The sequence below is a fragment of the Microbacterium sp. CnD16-F genome (assembly GCF_024124465.1).
Classification (GTDB): Bacteria; Actinomycetota; Actinomycetes; order Actinomycetales; family Microbacteriaceae; genus Microbacterium; species Microbacterium gawkjiense.
On sequence record NZ_JAMXSA010000026.1, the window covers coordinates 1 to 13,876 of the forward strand.

Here is a 13,876-nt window from a genome sequence, read left to right on the forward strand (position 1 = left end):
GGCGACGACGAGGAGCCCTGCGGCCATCGCGGCCGTGGCGGCGAGGCGTCGCACGGGGCCGCCGCGGAACGCGCGCCCGACGGACCGGAGCGACGCGCGGAACCCGAGCCGGCGTACCGGCTGCTCGATGAAGCGGAACGACACCTCGGCGGCGACCAGCGTGAGCGCCAGGGTGAGGAGCGCGACCTCGACCGGCACCGCGACGTCGGGGGAGGAGCGCGTGGTCGCGACCGTCAGGATGACGACGAGAGGCCAGTGCCAGAGGTAGATCCCGAAGGACCGCTCGCCGATCCAGCGCAGCGGCGCGACGTCGAGCGCCCGTCCGAGGCGCGAACCCGCGCGCACGGCTGCCGCGATCGCCACGACGGTCAGGACGGATGCCGCGACGAGAAGCCCGGGGAAGGTCTCGATCCCGTCGCCCGGCGTCACGAACGCGAGCGCGACGACCCCGGCGATCGCTGCGCCGCCGACCACGGCAGGCACACCGCCGCGGCGCTCCGCCGGGCGCAGGAAGGCGAGGGCGACGCCGAGCAGCAGACCGAAGGCGTGCGTGTCGGTGCCGTAGTACACGCGGGTCGCGCCGCTGCCGGCGAGGAGTACCGCGGCCAGGACGGATGCCGCCGCCAACCCGACGGCGACGGGCACGCGGCCGCGTCGCAGCCGCAGGACGAGCGGCAGCAGCAGCGGCCAGAGCAGGTAGAACTGCTCCTCGACGGCGAGGGACCACAGGTTCCGCAGCAGTTCGGGCGCGGAGGAGTCGAGACCGCCGCCGAAGTACGACGACCCGTTCGCGACGGCGACCCAGTTGTACGAGAACGTCGTCGCCCCGAGCAGCTGACCGCCGAGGCCCACGAGGATGTCGCCGCCCACCATCCAGGCGAGCGACGCGGTCACGAGGACGACGACCCCGATCGCGGGCAGCAGCCGGCGGGCCCGCCGCCGCCAGAAGTCCACCAGGCCGATCCGGCCGTGCTCGTCGTGCTCGCGGAGGAGGAGGGTCGTGATGAGGAACCCGGAGATCACGAAGAAGACGTCGACACCGAGGAACCCGGCGGGCAGCGCCGGGAACAGGTGGTACACGACGACCAGCAGGACCGCGACGGCGCGAAGTCCGTCGAGGCCCGGCAGGCGCGCGGAAGAAGGTCGAGTCATGTCGAAGCGGGGAGGGGTCTCGAGGCGAGCGGGCGATTCGCGGCATCCAGTCTAGGTCGGCATCCTGAACGGGCCCGCCCCTTCCCGCCGCGCCCGTGGTCGGGATAGGTTGGCATCACCGAGACACGGACGAGCGCCCGCAGACGTCACCGCGATCCGGCGGGCGCGTCGCCCCCAGAAGGGACGTGCAGCATGGCCGGAAAGATCATCGTCGGAGTCACGGGTGCCCCGGTGTCGCGCCGTGCCGTGGACTGGGCAGTCACTCGTGCCGCCCAGCGCCAGCAGGCGGTCGAGCTCGTCTCGGTCGTCGGCGGCGCTGTCGGGGCCGTCGGCGAGGCCGAGGTGCTCGGTGCGGCGCAGACCGCGACGCAGCGTCTGCTCGACGGCGAGGCGGCGCGGGTGACGGATGCCGGGGTCCCGGTCACGACCCGCGTCGAATCCGGCAACCCCGTCACCAAGCTCATCGAAGCCGCCGCGGACGCCGCGCTCCTCGTCATCGGCAGCGACTACCGGGGACCAGGGACCGGCCCGGCACGCGGGGTGCACGGCATCCGGATCGCGGCGGGCGCGAAGTGCCCCGTCGTGGTCGTCCCCGACCGCGATCTCGGGGAGGGGGCGGGGATCGTCGTCGGCATCGACGGGTCCGAGGTGTCCGAGCACGCGATCGAGTTCGCCGCCGCGGAGGCGGACCGGCTCGGCGAGCCGCTCATCGCGGTGAACGTCTGGACGCCGCTGCACACGCCGCGGAACGCGATGGAGGTCTACCCCGACCTCTACCTCGCGAACATGCAGTCGACGGCCGAGGAGGTGCTGGCGCTGTCCGTCGCCGGCCTGTCGTCGCGCTACCCCGACCTGCGCATCGTCCGCCGCGTCGAGCGCGGTTATCCGTCGCAGGTGCTGGCCGGGATCGCCGCCGACGCCCGCATGGTCGTCGTCGGCACTCACGGCCGGGGTGCGCTCGCCCGCTTCCTGCTCGGGTCGATCAGTCAGGAGCTCCTCTCGCACCTGCCGACCGTCACCGCCGTCGTCCGCTGACATCGACGTGCGCGCCCGCGGGCGACGTGCGAAAGTGAGGGCATGACCTCTCGGCACGCCGTCCTCGTCCTCGGCGAAGCGCTCATCGACATCGTGGAACGGGACGGCGGTGACGCCGAGTTCGTCGGCGGTAGTCCCGCGAACGTGGCCGTCGGCATCGCGCGGCAGGACGTGCCGGCGACCCTGCTGACGCGCCTCGGCCGCGATGACCGCGGCCGCCGGATCGCCGAGCAGGTAGCCGCGTCGGGGGCGGTCGTCCACGAGGCGTCCTGGACGGATGCCGCGACCTCCACCGCCCGTGCCCGGCTCCGCGCCGACGGCTCGGCCGAGTACGACTTCGACATCGTCTGGGCGCTCGAGGCGGATGCCGCGGCCGACGCGGCAGCGGCGGCATCCGTCGTCCACTCCGGGTCGATCGCGCTGTTCCTGCAGCCCGGGGGAGACGTCGCGCTCGCGACCCTCGAACGCGCACGGCAGGCGGGCCGTGTCGTGACGGTCGACCCGAACGTGCGGCCGGCGCTCGTCGGACCCGACCCGCGGCCGGTCGCCGAGCGGGCATTCGCGGCGGCGACGCTGGTGAAGCTGAGCGATGAGGATGCCGAGGCGCTCTACCCGGGTGTGCCCGCCGCGCGCGTGCTCGAGACCATCGCCGCCCGGGGGGCGCAGATCGTCGTGATGACGCGCGGCGGCGAGGGCGCCCTCGCGCTCGGGCCGTCGGGTCTCGTCGAGGTCGCGCCGCTCGTCGTCGACGTCGCCGACACGATCGGCGCGGGCGACGCGTTCATGTCGAGCCTCATCACAAGCCTCGTCGACGACCCCGGACTGCTCGCGGGCGACGCCGACGCTTTGCCGCGCGCGCTCCGCCGCGCCGTCGTGACGGCGGGGATCACGGTGTCGCGACCCGGCGCCAACCCGCCCACGCGCGCGGAGGTCGACGCGGCAGTCTGACCGGCGCGGATAGGCTGACACCGTGCGCCTGCGGATCGATCTCGCCTACGACGGCACCGACTTCCGAGGCTGGGCGCGACAGCCGGGCCTGCGGACCGTGCAGGGGACGCTCGAGGCGGCGATCGCCCGCATCCTCGGCGGGGATCCGCGGCTGGTCGTCGCCGGACGGACGGATGCCGGGGTGCACGCGTCAGCGCAGGTCGCGCACCTCGACCTGACCGAAGGGCAGGAGCACCGGCTGCTGTCGGGACGGCGACCGGAGCCCGAGGCGCTCGCCGCGCGCATCAACGGAGTGCTCGGTCCCTACCCGGACGTCGCCGTCCACCGTGTGGGTGTCGCGCCGGAAGGTTTCGACGCGCGCTTCTCGGCCGTCTGGCGTCGGTACGCCTACTGCGTCGCCGACCGCGTCACCGGGTACGACCCGCTGGAGCGCGGCCGCACAACGTGGGTCGCGGCGGAACTCGACGTGGCGGCGATGGATGCCGCTGCCCGCAGCCTGCGCGGACTGCACGACTTCGCCGCCTACTGCAAACCGCGCGAGGAGGCGACGACGATCCGCACGCTGCTCGAGTACGGGTGGCGCCGGGACGAGTCCGGTGCGCTGATCGCGTCGGTCAAGGCGGACGCGTTCTGCCACAGCATGGTGCGGGCGCTCGTGGGCGCGTGCGTCGCGGTCGGGGAGGGGCGGATCGGAATCGATCGGGTCGTGGAGATCCGCGACGAGCTCGTCCGCACGAACGAGGTGAAGGTGCTCGCCGCGCGCGGCCTGACGCTCACCGAGGTCGGCTACCCGGCGGATGATCTGCTGGCCGCGCGCGCGGAGCAGACCCGGGCCCGACGGGAACTGGGCGCCTCCGACGACTGAGCCCCGATGACGCGAGAACAGGAGAACCCCCGGGCCGTGGCCCGGGGGTTCTCCTGTTGCGATGGTTCGCGAGTGCCTTATGCCCGACGCGTGCGGCGCACGGAGGTCGCGACCGCGATGCTCGCACCGGCGAGGACGAGGACGCCGCCGCCGACCCAGAGGCCGAGGAGCGCGTCACCGTCGAAACCGGTGTCACCGAGGGCGGGGCCGCCGGCGCTGCCGTCGTCCGAACCACCGTCGCCGCCTGCCGGAGCGGCGAGCGCGATCGTCACGGGCTCAGCCGCGCCGCTTTCGGAGCCCACCGCGGCCAGCGTGTAGGTGCCGGTCGCGTCGTCGGGGAGGGTGACCGTAGCCGTGGCTGCACCGTCTTCGCTCGCGTCCTTCGTGACAGACGTGGAGGTCACAGCGAAGGAGACGAAGGCGAGGTTGTCGGGGCCGACGCCCTCACCCGTCAGGGTGAAGGTGACCTGCTCGCCCGGCTCGAAGCCGGTGAACTGAACGGGAACCGTGCCGCCGGGAGTGATCGTGATCGTCTCGGGGCCGGCGGGGGTCGGAGTGTAGGCGCTCGCGACGGCCGGAGCCGCGAAGACCGCCGCGATGGCGACGGCGAGAGCCGCCGCAGCCTTGCTGATCTTGTGCTTCATGGTGCTTCTTTCGGTCGTCTTGAGTTCGGGGCGCAGACGGCAAAAGAAGATCCAACCGGCCGCCCCCCGTTGGTTGGACATTGCCAGTATTCAGGAATCGCTCAGGAAGAGCAACTACAGCGGGTTTCGATCAGGTAAACAGTGTCACGGGTCGACACATCCGCATCGGGTGGCAGCGGCATCCGCACTTGTAGACTGACCGCACCGCAGGGAGGGGTCATGATGCGGATGAGAACCATGCGTCTGGCCGCCGCGGCGGCGCTCGTCGGCAGCGCGGTCGTGCTGTCGGGATGTGGCCCGTCCCCGTGGGCCCTGCAGAGCCCGACCCCGACGGCCCCGGCCGCGGTGTCGAGCTCGCCGGTCGTGGTCGCGCCTCCGGTCGAGAACGACCTCTCGAGCGGGTCCACGCAGCGGGACCTGACGGCAGGCGCCGTGAGTGTCGCCGTCAACTACTGGTCGGACCTGCGGATGGACCGATGGACGGCGAACGCGGTCAAGCCCGTCAGTCTGTCGCTCGTGACGACCATCACGCCCAACGACGGGCAGAAGGTGTACCTGCAGAAGGCCACGATGCTCGCGGTCCCCGCGAACGCCGAAGAGACCTTCCCCGCGCTCGACCCGCAGATCGACGAGGCGAGCGTGAAGAACGGCTACCTCGTCCTGAAGCCCTACAGCTACTCGCAGACGTTCAACGTCGGGCAGGTCCCCGAAGACGCCACCTACGTCACGCTGCAGTTCACGTACGACTTCCTCGTGCAGACCAAACCCAAAGCCGACGAGTACGCGAAGCAGACCGCGACCGACACGGTGACGGTCGCGATCGCGCAGCAGGCGGCATCCGGCTGAACCTCAAGAACCTCAAGGTCCGGTAAAGACCAGCGCGAGGCTTCGCGAAGTCACCGGTGAGCGAGGGTTTCCGCGCCTACGGTGAAGACGTGGCACTGGCGGCGGCGACCCGAACCCCGCCGCCGGTGCCCTCCATCCTTCACACCGAACGAGGTTCGCGCATGTCCATCCGTCCCACAGCCCGTCGCCGGCTCGGCGTCGTCGCCCTGGCCGCCGCGGCTGCGCTGTCGCTCTCGGGGTGCGCTCAGGTCGTCGAAGCCTTCAACTCCATCTCGGGGACGAGCGAGAACGTCGCCGCCACCCCCGCTCCGAACGCGACGCCCGCGACCGGGACGGTGGAGATGCCGTTCGACTCGCAGTTCACGTACGACGGCTCGGTGCAGATGACGTACGAGATCGCCGACGGTCTCGACATCATCCTCGACTTCTGGGCCGTCGACTCCAAGCGCACCCGCGAGTGGTACGCCGACAACGCGAAGACCTTCGGCTTCGCGGTCAACGTCAAGGACACCCGCGTCGACGAGAAGGCGGTGCTCAAGCAGAAGCGTCGCGTGTTCCTCTCGAACGTGTCGATCTCGTCGCAGACCGCGCAGTCCTCGAACCAGGTGAGCTCGCCGTTCCAGTTCAGCGCCGACCCCCGCACGCTCGTGCCCACCGACACGATTCGCTCGAGCAAGGGCCTGCTGATCAACAGCTACCAGGGCGGTCTGCTCGTCCCCGAGACGACGATCAACCAGCTGCCGCCGGACACCTACGGGATCACGCTGCAGTTCGCGCTCGACGTGTGGGTCGAGGGGGCGGCCGACGACGACAAGTCGTTCGTGCAGCAGACGGTCTACCCCGTCATCCCGATTGCGATCTATCCTCGTGAGACAGAGACCGACGGGTCCACGGGGGGCGCGACCGACGGCACGTCGAACGACGGCTCCCAGGGAACCACAGGCACCGACGGGTGGACCACCACCCCCGGTACCGGCGGTCCCACCACTCCGTGATCCAGTTCGAGGAACCGACGTGACGAGTCCGTACATCCCCGGCCCGCAGGGCTGGCAGCCCGCGCAGCCCCCGGTGGGCGCGCAGCCGGCGGCCGGCGCCTGGCCGGGCCAGGAGCCGCAGTGGGGCCAGCAGCCCGCGTGGCAGCCTCCGCAGGCGCAGCAGCAGCCGCAATGGCAGCAGCCCGCCCCGCAGTGGCAGGAGCCGCAGGCGCAGTGGCAGGGCGTCGCCCCGCAGGGTTCCTGGCAGGCGGCCCCCGAAGCTGCCGGTTATGCCGCGTCGCCCGGCGGTCCCGGCGAGATCGTCCCGGTGGACGAGTTCGCCGACGACTTCGCCTCGGTGCTCGAGCACCACTCGGTGCACCGGTCGACGATCGGATGCGTCGTCCCGGCCTACAACGAGGCCGAGTCGATCGCCGACGTCATCCGCTCTCTCCTCGAGCAGAGCCGCGTGCCCGACGTGATCCACGTGGTCGTCAACAACACCTCCGATGACACGGTCAAGATCGCGTCGGAGTTCTCGGGACCCCACGAAGTCGAGACCGAGCTCGGGCTGCAGTTCACCGAGGTCTTCGTCCACGACATCGGCAAGAACCCCGACAAGAAGGTCGGCGCGCTCAACTACGGCTACGCCCTCGTCGAGGGGTACGACTACCTGCTCGGCGTCGACGGCGACACGACCGCCGACCGCCGCGCCGTGGAGTACCTCGAGAACGAGGCCGTCTCGGACTCGCGCATCGGCGGCATCTCGGCGATCTACACGATCGACGACCGACCCATCAAGGGCTTCATCGCCAAGTGGCTCATCGCCGGTCAGCGCACGCAGTTCGCGGCCTTCAACATGCAGAACCTGCTGCGCGGACGCAACATGGCCGTGCTCGGCGGACAGTTCTCGATCTTCTCGACGACCGCCCTGCGCGACGTCATGAAGGAGAACCACCAGAACTCGCCGTGGGTGAAGGACTCCGAGGTCGAGGACTCGCTGCTCTCGCTCCAGATCAAGTCGGCCGGCTATCTCACCAAGATCAGCCCGTTCGCGCGAGCGGATGTCGGCGGCATGACGACCCTCAAGGGGTACGACGCGCAGCAGGTCAAGTGGACCTACGGCGCCATCGAGCTGATGTGGCCCGGTCAGCGAGGAGACACGAAGGGGCAGCCGTTCCACCCGAACCTGCGTCTGCGCTGGTTCGAGCAGTTCTCGATGCTCACGAACTTCTTCGTCCGTGTCGCGTTCATCACCCTGCTGATCGCGTCGCTGTCGATCAACGCGTTCGTGTTCTCGCCGTGGTGGCTGATCCCGCCGCTCGTCGCCGCCGGCCTGAACCTGCGCATGGCGCGCGCGATGGAGAAGTGCAACTCGCGCGACATCGCCTTCGCCGTGCTGCTGTTCCCCGCCGAGATCTTCATGTGGATCCGCATCAGCCACTTCATCCGGTCGTGGACCCGCTTCCTCTCCAAGAAGAAGGTCGACAACTGGGCCCTGCAGGCGAGAGCCGAGAAGGGCGGCGTGAGCTTCGGACACTGGACGCCCTTCATCATCCTCGCCATCGTCGCCGTCGCGATCGCCGTCATCTGGAACCTGCTCGACCCGATCACCCAGTCCGCGATCCTGTGGGTCGGCTGGCCGATCGTCGGTGTCGTCACGGTGCTGCAGACCCTCACGATGGCCATCAAGCTGTTCCAGCGCCACCAGGGCTACAAGGTCTGACCCCGCGCCGGCGCGGCTCCGGGTTGCGCGGCATCCGGGCTGGGTCGACTCCCGGTGCGCGGCATCCGCTCTGCGCCGACTCCCGGTGCGCGGCATCCGCTCTGCGTCGACTCCCGGTGCGCGGCGTGGGCCACAACCGCGGAGATTCTCGGCGACACGCCGCGTGCCGGGGTCTCGATGCGGCGTGTCGGGCGGGATCTCCGCGGATACGGCGATCGAGATCGGATGTCCGAGCCCCGGCATCCGGTCTGCGCCGATTCACGATCGGCGTGCCGACTCACCACTCGCGTGCCGACTCACCACTCAGATGCGCGCCGTCGGGTGGTGACTCGGCAGCGGGGTGGTGATTCGGCGAAAGGATGCCGGGGCGAGGGTCAGGCGCCGGCGACCGTTTCGGAGGTGAGGCGGTAGCCGACACCCCGGACGGTCTCGATGTACCGGGGGTTGTTCGGGTTGTCGCCGAGCTTGCGGCGCAGGTTCGTCATGTGCGCCTCGATCGCGCGCTTGTCGGCCTCGCCGACGAAGTAGCTCGTCACGTACGACTCGCCGCGCAGCACGAGCGTGAGGTCGGCCTTGCTGCGCACGCGACGCTTGGATTCCATGAGCGTCGACAGCAGGTCGAACTCCGTGCGGGTGAGCGTCAGCTCGCGCCCCGCGACGAGGACGACCCGGTGCTCGGCGTGCACGGCGAGGTCGCGGTGCACGGTCCAGCCGGGTCCGCCCACGGGCGGGACAGCGGATGCCGGGGCCACCGCGTTGCCGGGCTGCGCGACCGGCGGCTGGCCGCCGGGATGCGGCATGCCCGGGTGGGGCGCACCCTGCTGCGGAACGCCCTGCGGCGGCAGGACCACCGCACCGCCCTGCGGCGGCTGCTCGCTGTACACGGGCGTCATGATGCGCTCGTCGAACACGGGGGAGGTGGGCACGGCGTCGTACTGCGGCACGGCGGGTCGTGCGCCCGGGAACGACGGACCGGTCGCCTCCTGCCGCGGCGCGGCGGCGACGGCCGTGCCGGTGGCGCGCGGGCGGCGCAGCAGCGACTCGACGCGCGCACGCAGTTCGCGCGGGCGGAACGGCTTCACGACGTACTCGTCGGCGCCGGCACCGAGGCCGAGGACGACGTCCGCCTCTTCTTCGAGGCCGGTGATCATGATGATGTAGGTGTCGCTCTGCGCACGGATGCGGCGCGCCGCCTCGAACCCGTCGATGCCGGGCATGTTGACGTCGAGGGTCGTGATGAGCGGCTGATACGAGAGCACGGCGCGGACGCCGTCGATGCCGTTGCCGACCGAGACGGTCGAGAAGCCGGCGGCCTCGAGGACCTCGACGATGAGATGACGGATGTCGGGATCGTCCTCGACGATGACCGCCGTCTTATGCATCGACATCGAATCACTCATCGATGTAGCCCCCCGAATCGCGTGTGAAAGTCGGTCCTCATGCTACACAGGCGGCAGGCGCCGCCTCGCGCGGCCGCGGAGGCGCTCACCGGACGTCCCGCGTCAGCTCGACGCCGGCTTCGGGCCAGTAGACACCGGCCGCCGGTCCGCCGTTGCACTCGCCGTCGCTCTCGCCCGGCGGTTTGATCCAGAGGTTCGTGTCGACGACGGTGTCGTGGAAGGTGCCGCCCGGCTCGCCGACGAGCTGACCCGGGGGGTTGCACCATTCGCCGCCCGAGGTGGCCGCGCCGCTGCGGGAGGTGTCGACGATGGCGTGCGCTCCGTCGAGGAGCGACGACAGCGACGCCGCGTAGGCGAACTCGTCGGCGGGGGACTGGTAGTTCGAGACGTTCGTCACGAAGCCGCGCACCCGGTCGATGACACCGGTCTGCCGGATGAGGTCGGCCATCTTCTGCGGCGGCAGCCAGTTGCTGTGCCCGCCGTCGATGTAGATCCAGGTGTTCGGCGATGTGATCAGGTCGACCGCCGTGCTGAGCTGGCGGGCGCGATCGGCGATGTTGCCGCACTCCTCCGACAGGGCGATGCTGTCGGGCTCGAGCGCGACGATCTTCTGCACGTCGGGCGCGGTTTCGAGGGCCGAGCCGATCTCGCGCAGCCAGACCGGGTAGTCCTGCTCGGACAGGCCGCCGGCGGAGTGGTTGCCGCAGTCGCGCCCGGGCAGCCCGTAGACCACCAGTGCGACGGAGCGTCCCTGATCGCGCGCCTGGGAGATGAGGTCGAGCACGGTCCCGCCGGCGGTGCCGATGGGGTCCTGCTCGGGGGTCAGCCAGTAGGCGGTCGGCTGCGCGGCGAGGTAGTCGGCGGCATCCTTCTGCTCACCGGAGAGCTCGCGCGCGGCTGCGGCGGCCTTCGCCTGGGTCGGCGCGATGACGGTCGTCCCCATCTCGGGGGCGCGCGCCGTGAGGGCGTGGAATCCGCGGGTCACGGCGCCTCCGATGACACCCACGAGCACGAGGACCACGACGAGTCCCAGCACGATGCCCAGGGGGACGAGTACGCGGGCCGGCGGCATCCGCAGCTTCTTCCTGGGAGCCACTCTTGAACTCTAGTCATAGGCTGATACTCCGATGATCAGTGTCGTCTCGTACAACCTGCGCAAGCACGCCGCGGCGGGCGAACTCACCGAACTGGTGAGCCGCTACGACGTCGACGTGCTGTGTCTGCAAGAGGTGGACACGACCGACATGCCCGAGCGCATCGGCGGCCTCGTCCTCGCCGACGCGACCCGCTCCAATCGATTGGGCCTGGCGATCTACTACCGCGAGAACGGGTTCCGCGCCGGTGCGAGCCGCACCTTCTCGCTCAAGAAGTCGTTGCACGACATCGTCCTCAAGCCCGCCGACGAGCGGATGCTGGGGCTCCACCTGCGTGACATCGATCACGGCACCGAGTTCATCGTCGCGTCCTTCCACGCGGCACCGCTCACCGCGCTCAACTCGCTGCGTCGTCATCAGATCCGGGCGGCGCTGCGCGAGCTGTCGACGCTCGGCAAGGGCGCGCCGATCCTCATGGTCGGCGACTTCAACTACCCGGTGTTCAAGGAGAACCTCGGGCAGGTCATCCGCGAGAGCGGATACGAGCTGAGTCTCAGCGATGCGCGCACGTACACGCGGTACAAGTTCTTCAAGGGTTACTACGACTTCGCGACCTCGAGCGGGTTCGAGATCCAGCAGGTGCGGACGCTGCCGCAGGGGGCGAGCGACCACCTGCCGATCCTGGTGACGGCTGAGCCGATCGCGCGGGCGAAGCCCGACGTCGCCTGACGTCAGTCGTCGATCCGGTCCCGTCGGCGACGCAGACCCGCGGCGACGAGGATGACGGCACCCGCCGCGACGAGCGCGCCGGCGCCGATCCACAGGCCCGTGAGCTGGGTGCCGTCGAAGCCCGCCCGCACGAGCGGGTCGGTGCTCTGACTGGTGTCGATGACGGCGCTGGCGGTGCCGCCGGCCGACGTCGCCGAGACGGCGGCGATGTTGTAGACCCCGCGGGCGTCCGAAGGCAGGGTGATGCGGACGGTGGGCAGCGCCCCGCTCGCGTCGGACTCGTAGACGGCGCTCGCCGTCGAGACGGCCATGCGCACCATCGCGAAGGTCGCGCCGGCGCCGTTCTCTCCCGTGACGGTGACCGTGACGGTCTCGTTCGGGCCGAACGTGGTGTCGTCGCACGAGAAGCTGACCGTGCCGCCCGGGCCGGCACCGGCGGCATCCGACTGGCAGGCGTCGACCGGCGGGTAGATCGTCGAGGCGTGAGCGGCGACGGGCGCGCCGACGGCCAGTGTCGCGAAGACGGTGGTCGTGAGGAGGGCGCGGGGGAGACGGCGCATGGATGCTGCTTTCAGGCCGGGTACTCACCTGAGTGTAACTGAGGCCGCCCAACCTGCGGTTTCCGTCGTGTGACGATTCGGGGTGCCGGCCGGGTCAGCCGAGGACCGCGCCGTCGGCGGGGTCGCACGACGCGCGCACGATCGGCGAGAGATCGGCGTCGGCGGTGGGGGTGACCCATGCCTCGGCGTCACGGATGTCGGTGTCGGCGGTGACCTCGATCGTCACCGTCTGCGTGTCGCCGGGCTTCAGGTCGACCGAGTACGACAGCACCTGACGGCCGCCGACCATGCCGCCGCCGAACCCGCTCTCCGTTGTGATCTCGGAGGAAGCGACCTCGAAGCCCTCGGGCAGGTAGACCTCGCCGACGACGCGGGCGGTGCCGGGCGGGACGCCGTTGGCACCGCCGCCCGTGATGTATTCGGGGAACGAGGTGGCGGCGTCGGCGGGGGCGTTCGAGGTCAGCGTGACCTGCACGGTGAGGGTGCGCGGGGTGGCGCCGACCCCGCATCCGGTGATGGCGAGGTTCACGTCGGGCGTGACGTAGTAGTCCATCTTCGAGCCGGTGCCGTCGTTGAGGTACACGCCGAATCGCGCGGTGTCGTCGTCGTTCGTCGGGGGAGCCCCTGCGAGCGTCGTGCCGGCGAGGACGTCGGCGTCCGCCGGGACCGCGCTCCAGAGGTACAGGCGGTGCTCGGAACCGGCGCGGGACAGCGCGCGCAAAAGCGCACCGGCGTCCACGTCGCCGCTCGTCAGCGCCGAGAAGACCGCGCCCGCCGCTGCCGAGAACACGAGGTCCTGCTGGTCGGCGTCGGGGTAGTCGAGGTAGACGTCGTTGAGCAGGAACTGTGCGGCGCTGGCGCTTGTCAACGTCACGCCCGTCGGCAGGTCGACGGGGCCCGTCGCCTCGAGCAGGTACGACAGGGCGACGGGGTCGATGGAGATGACGCCGTCGACGGGCACGTCCTCGCGCGCCGCGAACTCCTTCGCCAACTCGGCGGTGAGCCGGAAATCGGGCACCTGCGTGATGTTCTGCAGGAAGCGCCCCGGTTTGGCCTGGTAGATGGAGGCGTACTCACCCAGGTCGAGGATCGACTCGGGGTACTGCGTCGTCGCGCGGGCCTGGATCTGCTCGCCGAGCGCGAGGCGTCCGTCGTCGGCGCGCACCGGGGTCATCGAGCCGACGATGCCGCCGAGGGTGCGCCATTCGGCGTTGTTCTGCACGAGCAGAAGGTGGTTGCGCGCGCCCTCGGCGCCGAGCATCGACGGCAGCAGCTTGCTGGCACGCGCGAGGGCGTCGGTTCCCGCGGCGACCTGCGAGAGGGCGTCGCCCAACTGGTCGACGGCGTCGGCGATGGGGGCGACGAGGGGCGTGCGGTCGATCGCCGCCACGTCGTCACGAGCGGATGCCGCGACCCCCGCGGCATCCGTGGCCGGATCCGCGAGCGCCGCGAACGCCGACGTGTCGATGCGGCCGTCGACGGGAACGAACGCCTCGGCGCCGAACCCGACGGCGACGGAGGCGATGGGGCGGGCGGTGCCGGTGACGACGTCGTCGACCGCCGCGGCGACGTCGGCGACCGCGGAGAGCTGCGGGCCGATCCAGGCCACGCCCTCGGCGCCCTGCCAGAGGGGGTCGGAGGTCAGCTCGCGCGCGGCGGAGGTGTGGCGCGCGATCTCGTCGATCGTCTCACCCGCGGCGCTCAGGTCGCCGAGGTCCGACGCGATCTCGGGCGCCCGCTTCTGCGCGCTCGAGAGGTGGTCGTAGGCGAGGTACCCGCGCACCGCGATCCACCCCAGAGCGAAGAGGACGAACAGGAGCGCGAGCCCGAGGGCCCACATGACGACGCGCCCCGCGGTGCGGGCGGCAGGGGGCAGGAAAGTCTCGGGCATCGGCATGATCCT

General features: G+C 70.8%; 13 protein-coding genes. 7 read left to right on the top strand and 6 right to left on the bottom strand.

Annotation, left to right across the window (positions count from 1 at the left end; all coding sequences use genetic code 11):
* A partial coding sequence (locus NH287_RS08650; protein WP_253035281.1) for an acyltransferase occupies positions 1 to 1,152 on the bottom strand: 1,152 nt, incomplete at its 3' end.
* A 192-nt stretch (positions 1,153 to 1,344) separates the two neighbouring features.
* On the opposite strand from NH287_RS08650, the gene NH287_RS08655 reads away from it, so the two are divergent.
* The 3 genes from NH287_RS08655 to truA are packed head-to-tail and all read left to right on the top strand — an operon-like array spanning position 1,345 to position 4,000.
* On the top strand, positions 1,345 to 2,187 hold the full coding sequence (locus NH287_RS08655; RefSeq protein ID WP_217528382.1) for a universal stress protein: 843 nt from the start codon (positions 1,345 to 1,347) through the stop codon (positions 2,185 to 2,187).
* 42 nt (positions 2,188 to 2,229) lie between these two features.
* On the top strand, positions 2,230 to 3,135 hold the full coding sequence (locus NH287_RS08660; protein WP_253035282.1) for a PfkB family carbohydrate kinase: 906 nt from the start codon (positions 2,230 to 2,232) through the stop codon (positions 3,133 to 3,135).
* 22 nt (positions 3,136 to 3,157) lie between these two features.
* A complete protein-coding gene (gene truA / locus NH287_RS08665) occupies positions 3,158 to 4,000 on the top strand; it encodes a tRNA pseudouridine(38-40) synthase TruA (RefSeq protein ID WP_253035283.1) in 843 nt (280 codons plus the stop codon).
* 77 nt (positions 4,001 to 4,077) lie between these two features.
* On the opposite strand, the gene NH287_RS08670 is transcribed toward truA, so the two are convergent.
* Positions 4,078 to 4,644, bottom strand: coding sequence for a hypothetical protein (locus tag NH287_RS08670; protein WP_253035284.1), 567 nt, complete (start codon positions 4,642 to 4,644; stop codon positions 4,078 to 4,080).
* A 237-nt stretch (positions 4,645 to 4,881) separates the two neighbouring features.
* Here NH287_RS08670 and NH287_RS08675 point away from each other — a divergent pair, with 237 nt between their 5' ends.
* The 3 genes from NH287_RS08675 (at position 4,882) to NH287_RS08685 (ending at position 8,190) form a co-directional block, all read left to right on the top strand.
* Complete coding sequence (locus tag NH287_RS08675) at positions 4,882 to 5,490, top strand: hypothetical protein (RefSeq protein WP_253035285.1); 609 nt, start codon at positions 4,882 to 4,884, stop codon at positions 5,488 to 5,490.
* Positions 5,491 to 5,651: 161 nt separating this feature from the next.
* Positions 5,652 to 6,485, top strand: coding sequence for a fructose 1,6-bisphosphatase (locus tag NH287_RS08680; RefSeq protein ID WP_253035286.1), 834 nt, complete (start codon positions 5,652 to 5,654; stop codon positions 6,483 to 6,485).
* 19 nt (positions 6,486 to 6,504) lie between these two features.
* Positions 6,505 to 8,190 carry a glycosyltransferase family 2 protein gene (locus NH287_RS08685; RefSeq protein ID WP_253035287.1) on the top strand — a complete coding sequence of 562 codons (1,686 nt, stop codon included), beginning with the start codon at positions 6,505 to 6,507 and terminating at the stop codon, positions 8,188 to 8,190.
* A 374-nt stretch (positions 8,191 to 8,564) separates the two neighbouring features.
* On the opposite strand, the gene NH287_RS08690 is transcribed toward NH287_RS08685, so the two are convergent.
* Positions 8,565 to 9,590 carry a response regulator transcription factor gene (locus tag NH287_RS08690; RefSeq protein ID WP_253035288.1) on the bottom strand — a complete coding sequence of 342 codons (1,026 nt, stop codon included), beginning with the start codon at positions 9,588 to 9,590 and terminating at the stop codon, positions 8,565 to 8,567.
* Between the two features lie 85 nt (positions 9,591 to 9,675).
* Positions 9,676 to 10,686, bottom strand: a complete 1,011-nt coding sequence (locus tag NH287_RS08695) for a glycoside hydrolase family 6 protein (protein ID WP_253035289.1) — start codon at positions 10,684 to 10,686, stop codon at positions 9,676 to 9,678.
* Positions 10,687 to 10,717: 31 nt separating this feature from the next.
* Between NH287_RS08695 and NH287_RS08700 the strand changes: the two genes are divergently transcribed.
* Positions 10,718 to 11,413, top strand: a complete 696-nt coding sequence (locus tag NH287_RS08700; RefSeq protein WP_253035290.1) for an endonuclease/exonuclease/phosphatase family protein — start codon at positions 10,718 to 10,720, stop codon at positions 11,411 to 11,413.
* A 2-nt stretch (positions 11,414 to 11,415) separates the two neighbouring features.
* Here the strand turns inward: NH287_RS08700 and NH287_RS08705 are convergent, their stop codons facing one another.
* Both NH287_RS08705 and NH287_RS08710 read right to left on the bottom strand, forming a co-directional pair.
* Positions 11,416 to 11,973 carry a cell wall protein gene (locus NH287_RS08705; RefSeq protein WP_253035291.1) on the bottom strand — a complete coding sequence of 186 codons (558 nt, stop codon included), beginning with the start codon at positions 11,971 to 11,973 and terminating at the stop codon, positions 11,416 to 11,418.
* 94 nt (positions 11,974 to 12,067) lie between these two features.
* Positions 12,068 to 13,864, bottom strand: coding sequence for a DUF4012 domain-containing protein (locus tag NH287_RS08710; protein ID WP_253035292.1), 1,797 nt, complete (start codon positions 13,862 to 13,864; stop codon positions 12,068 to 12,070).
* Positions 13,865 to 13,876 lie beyond the last annotated feature (12 nt).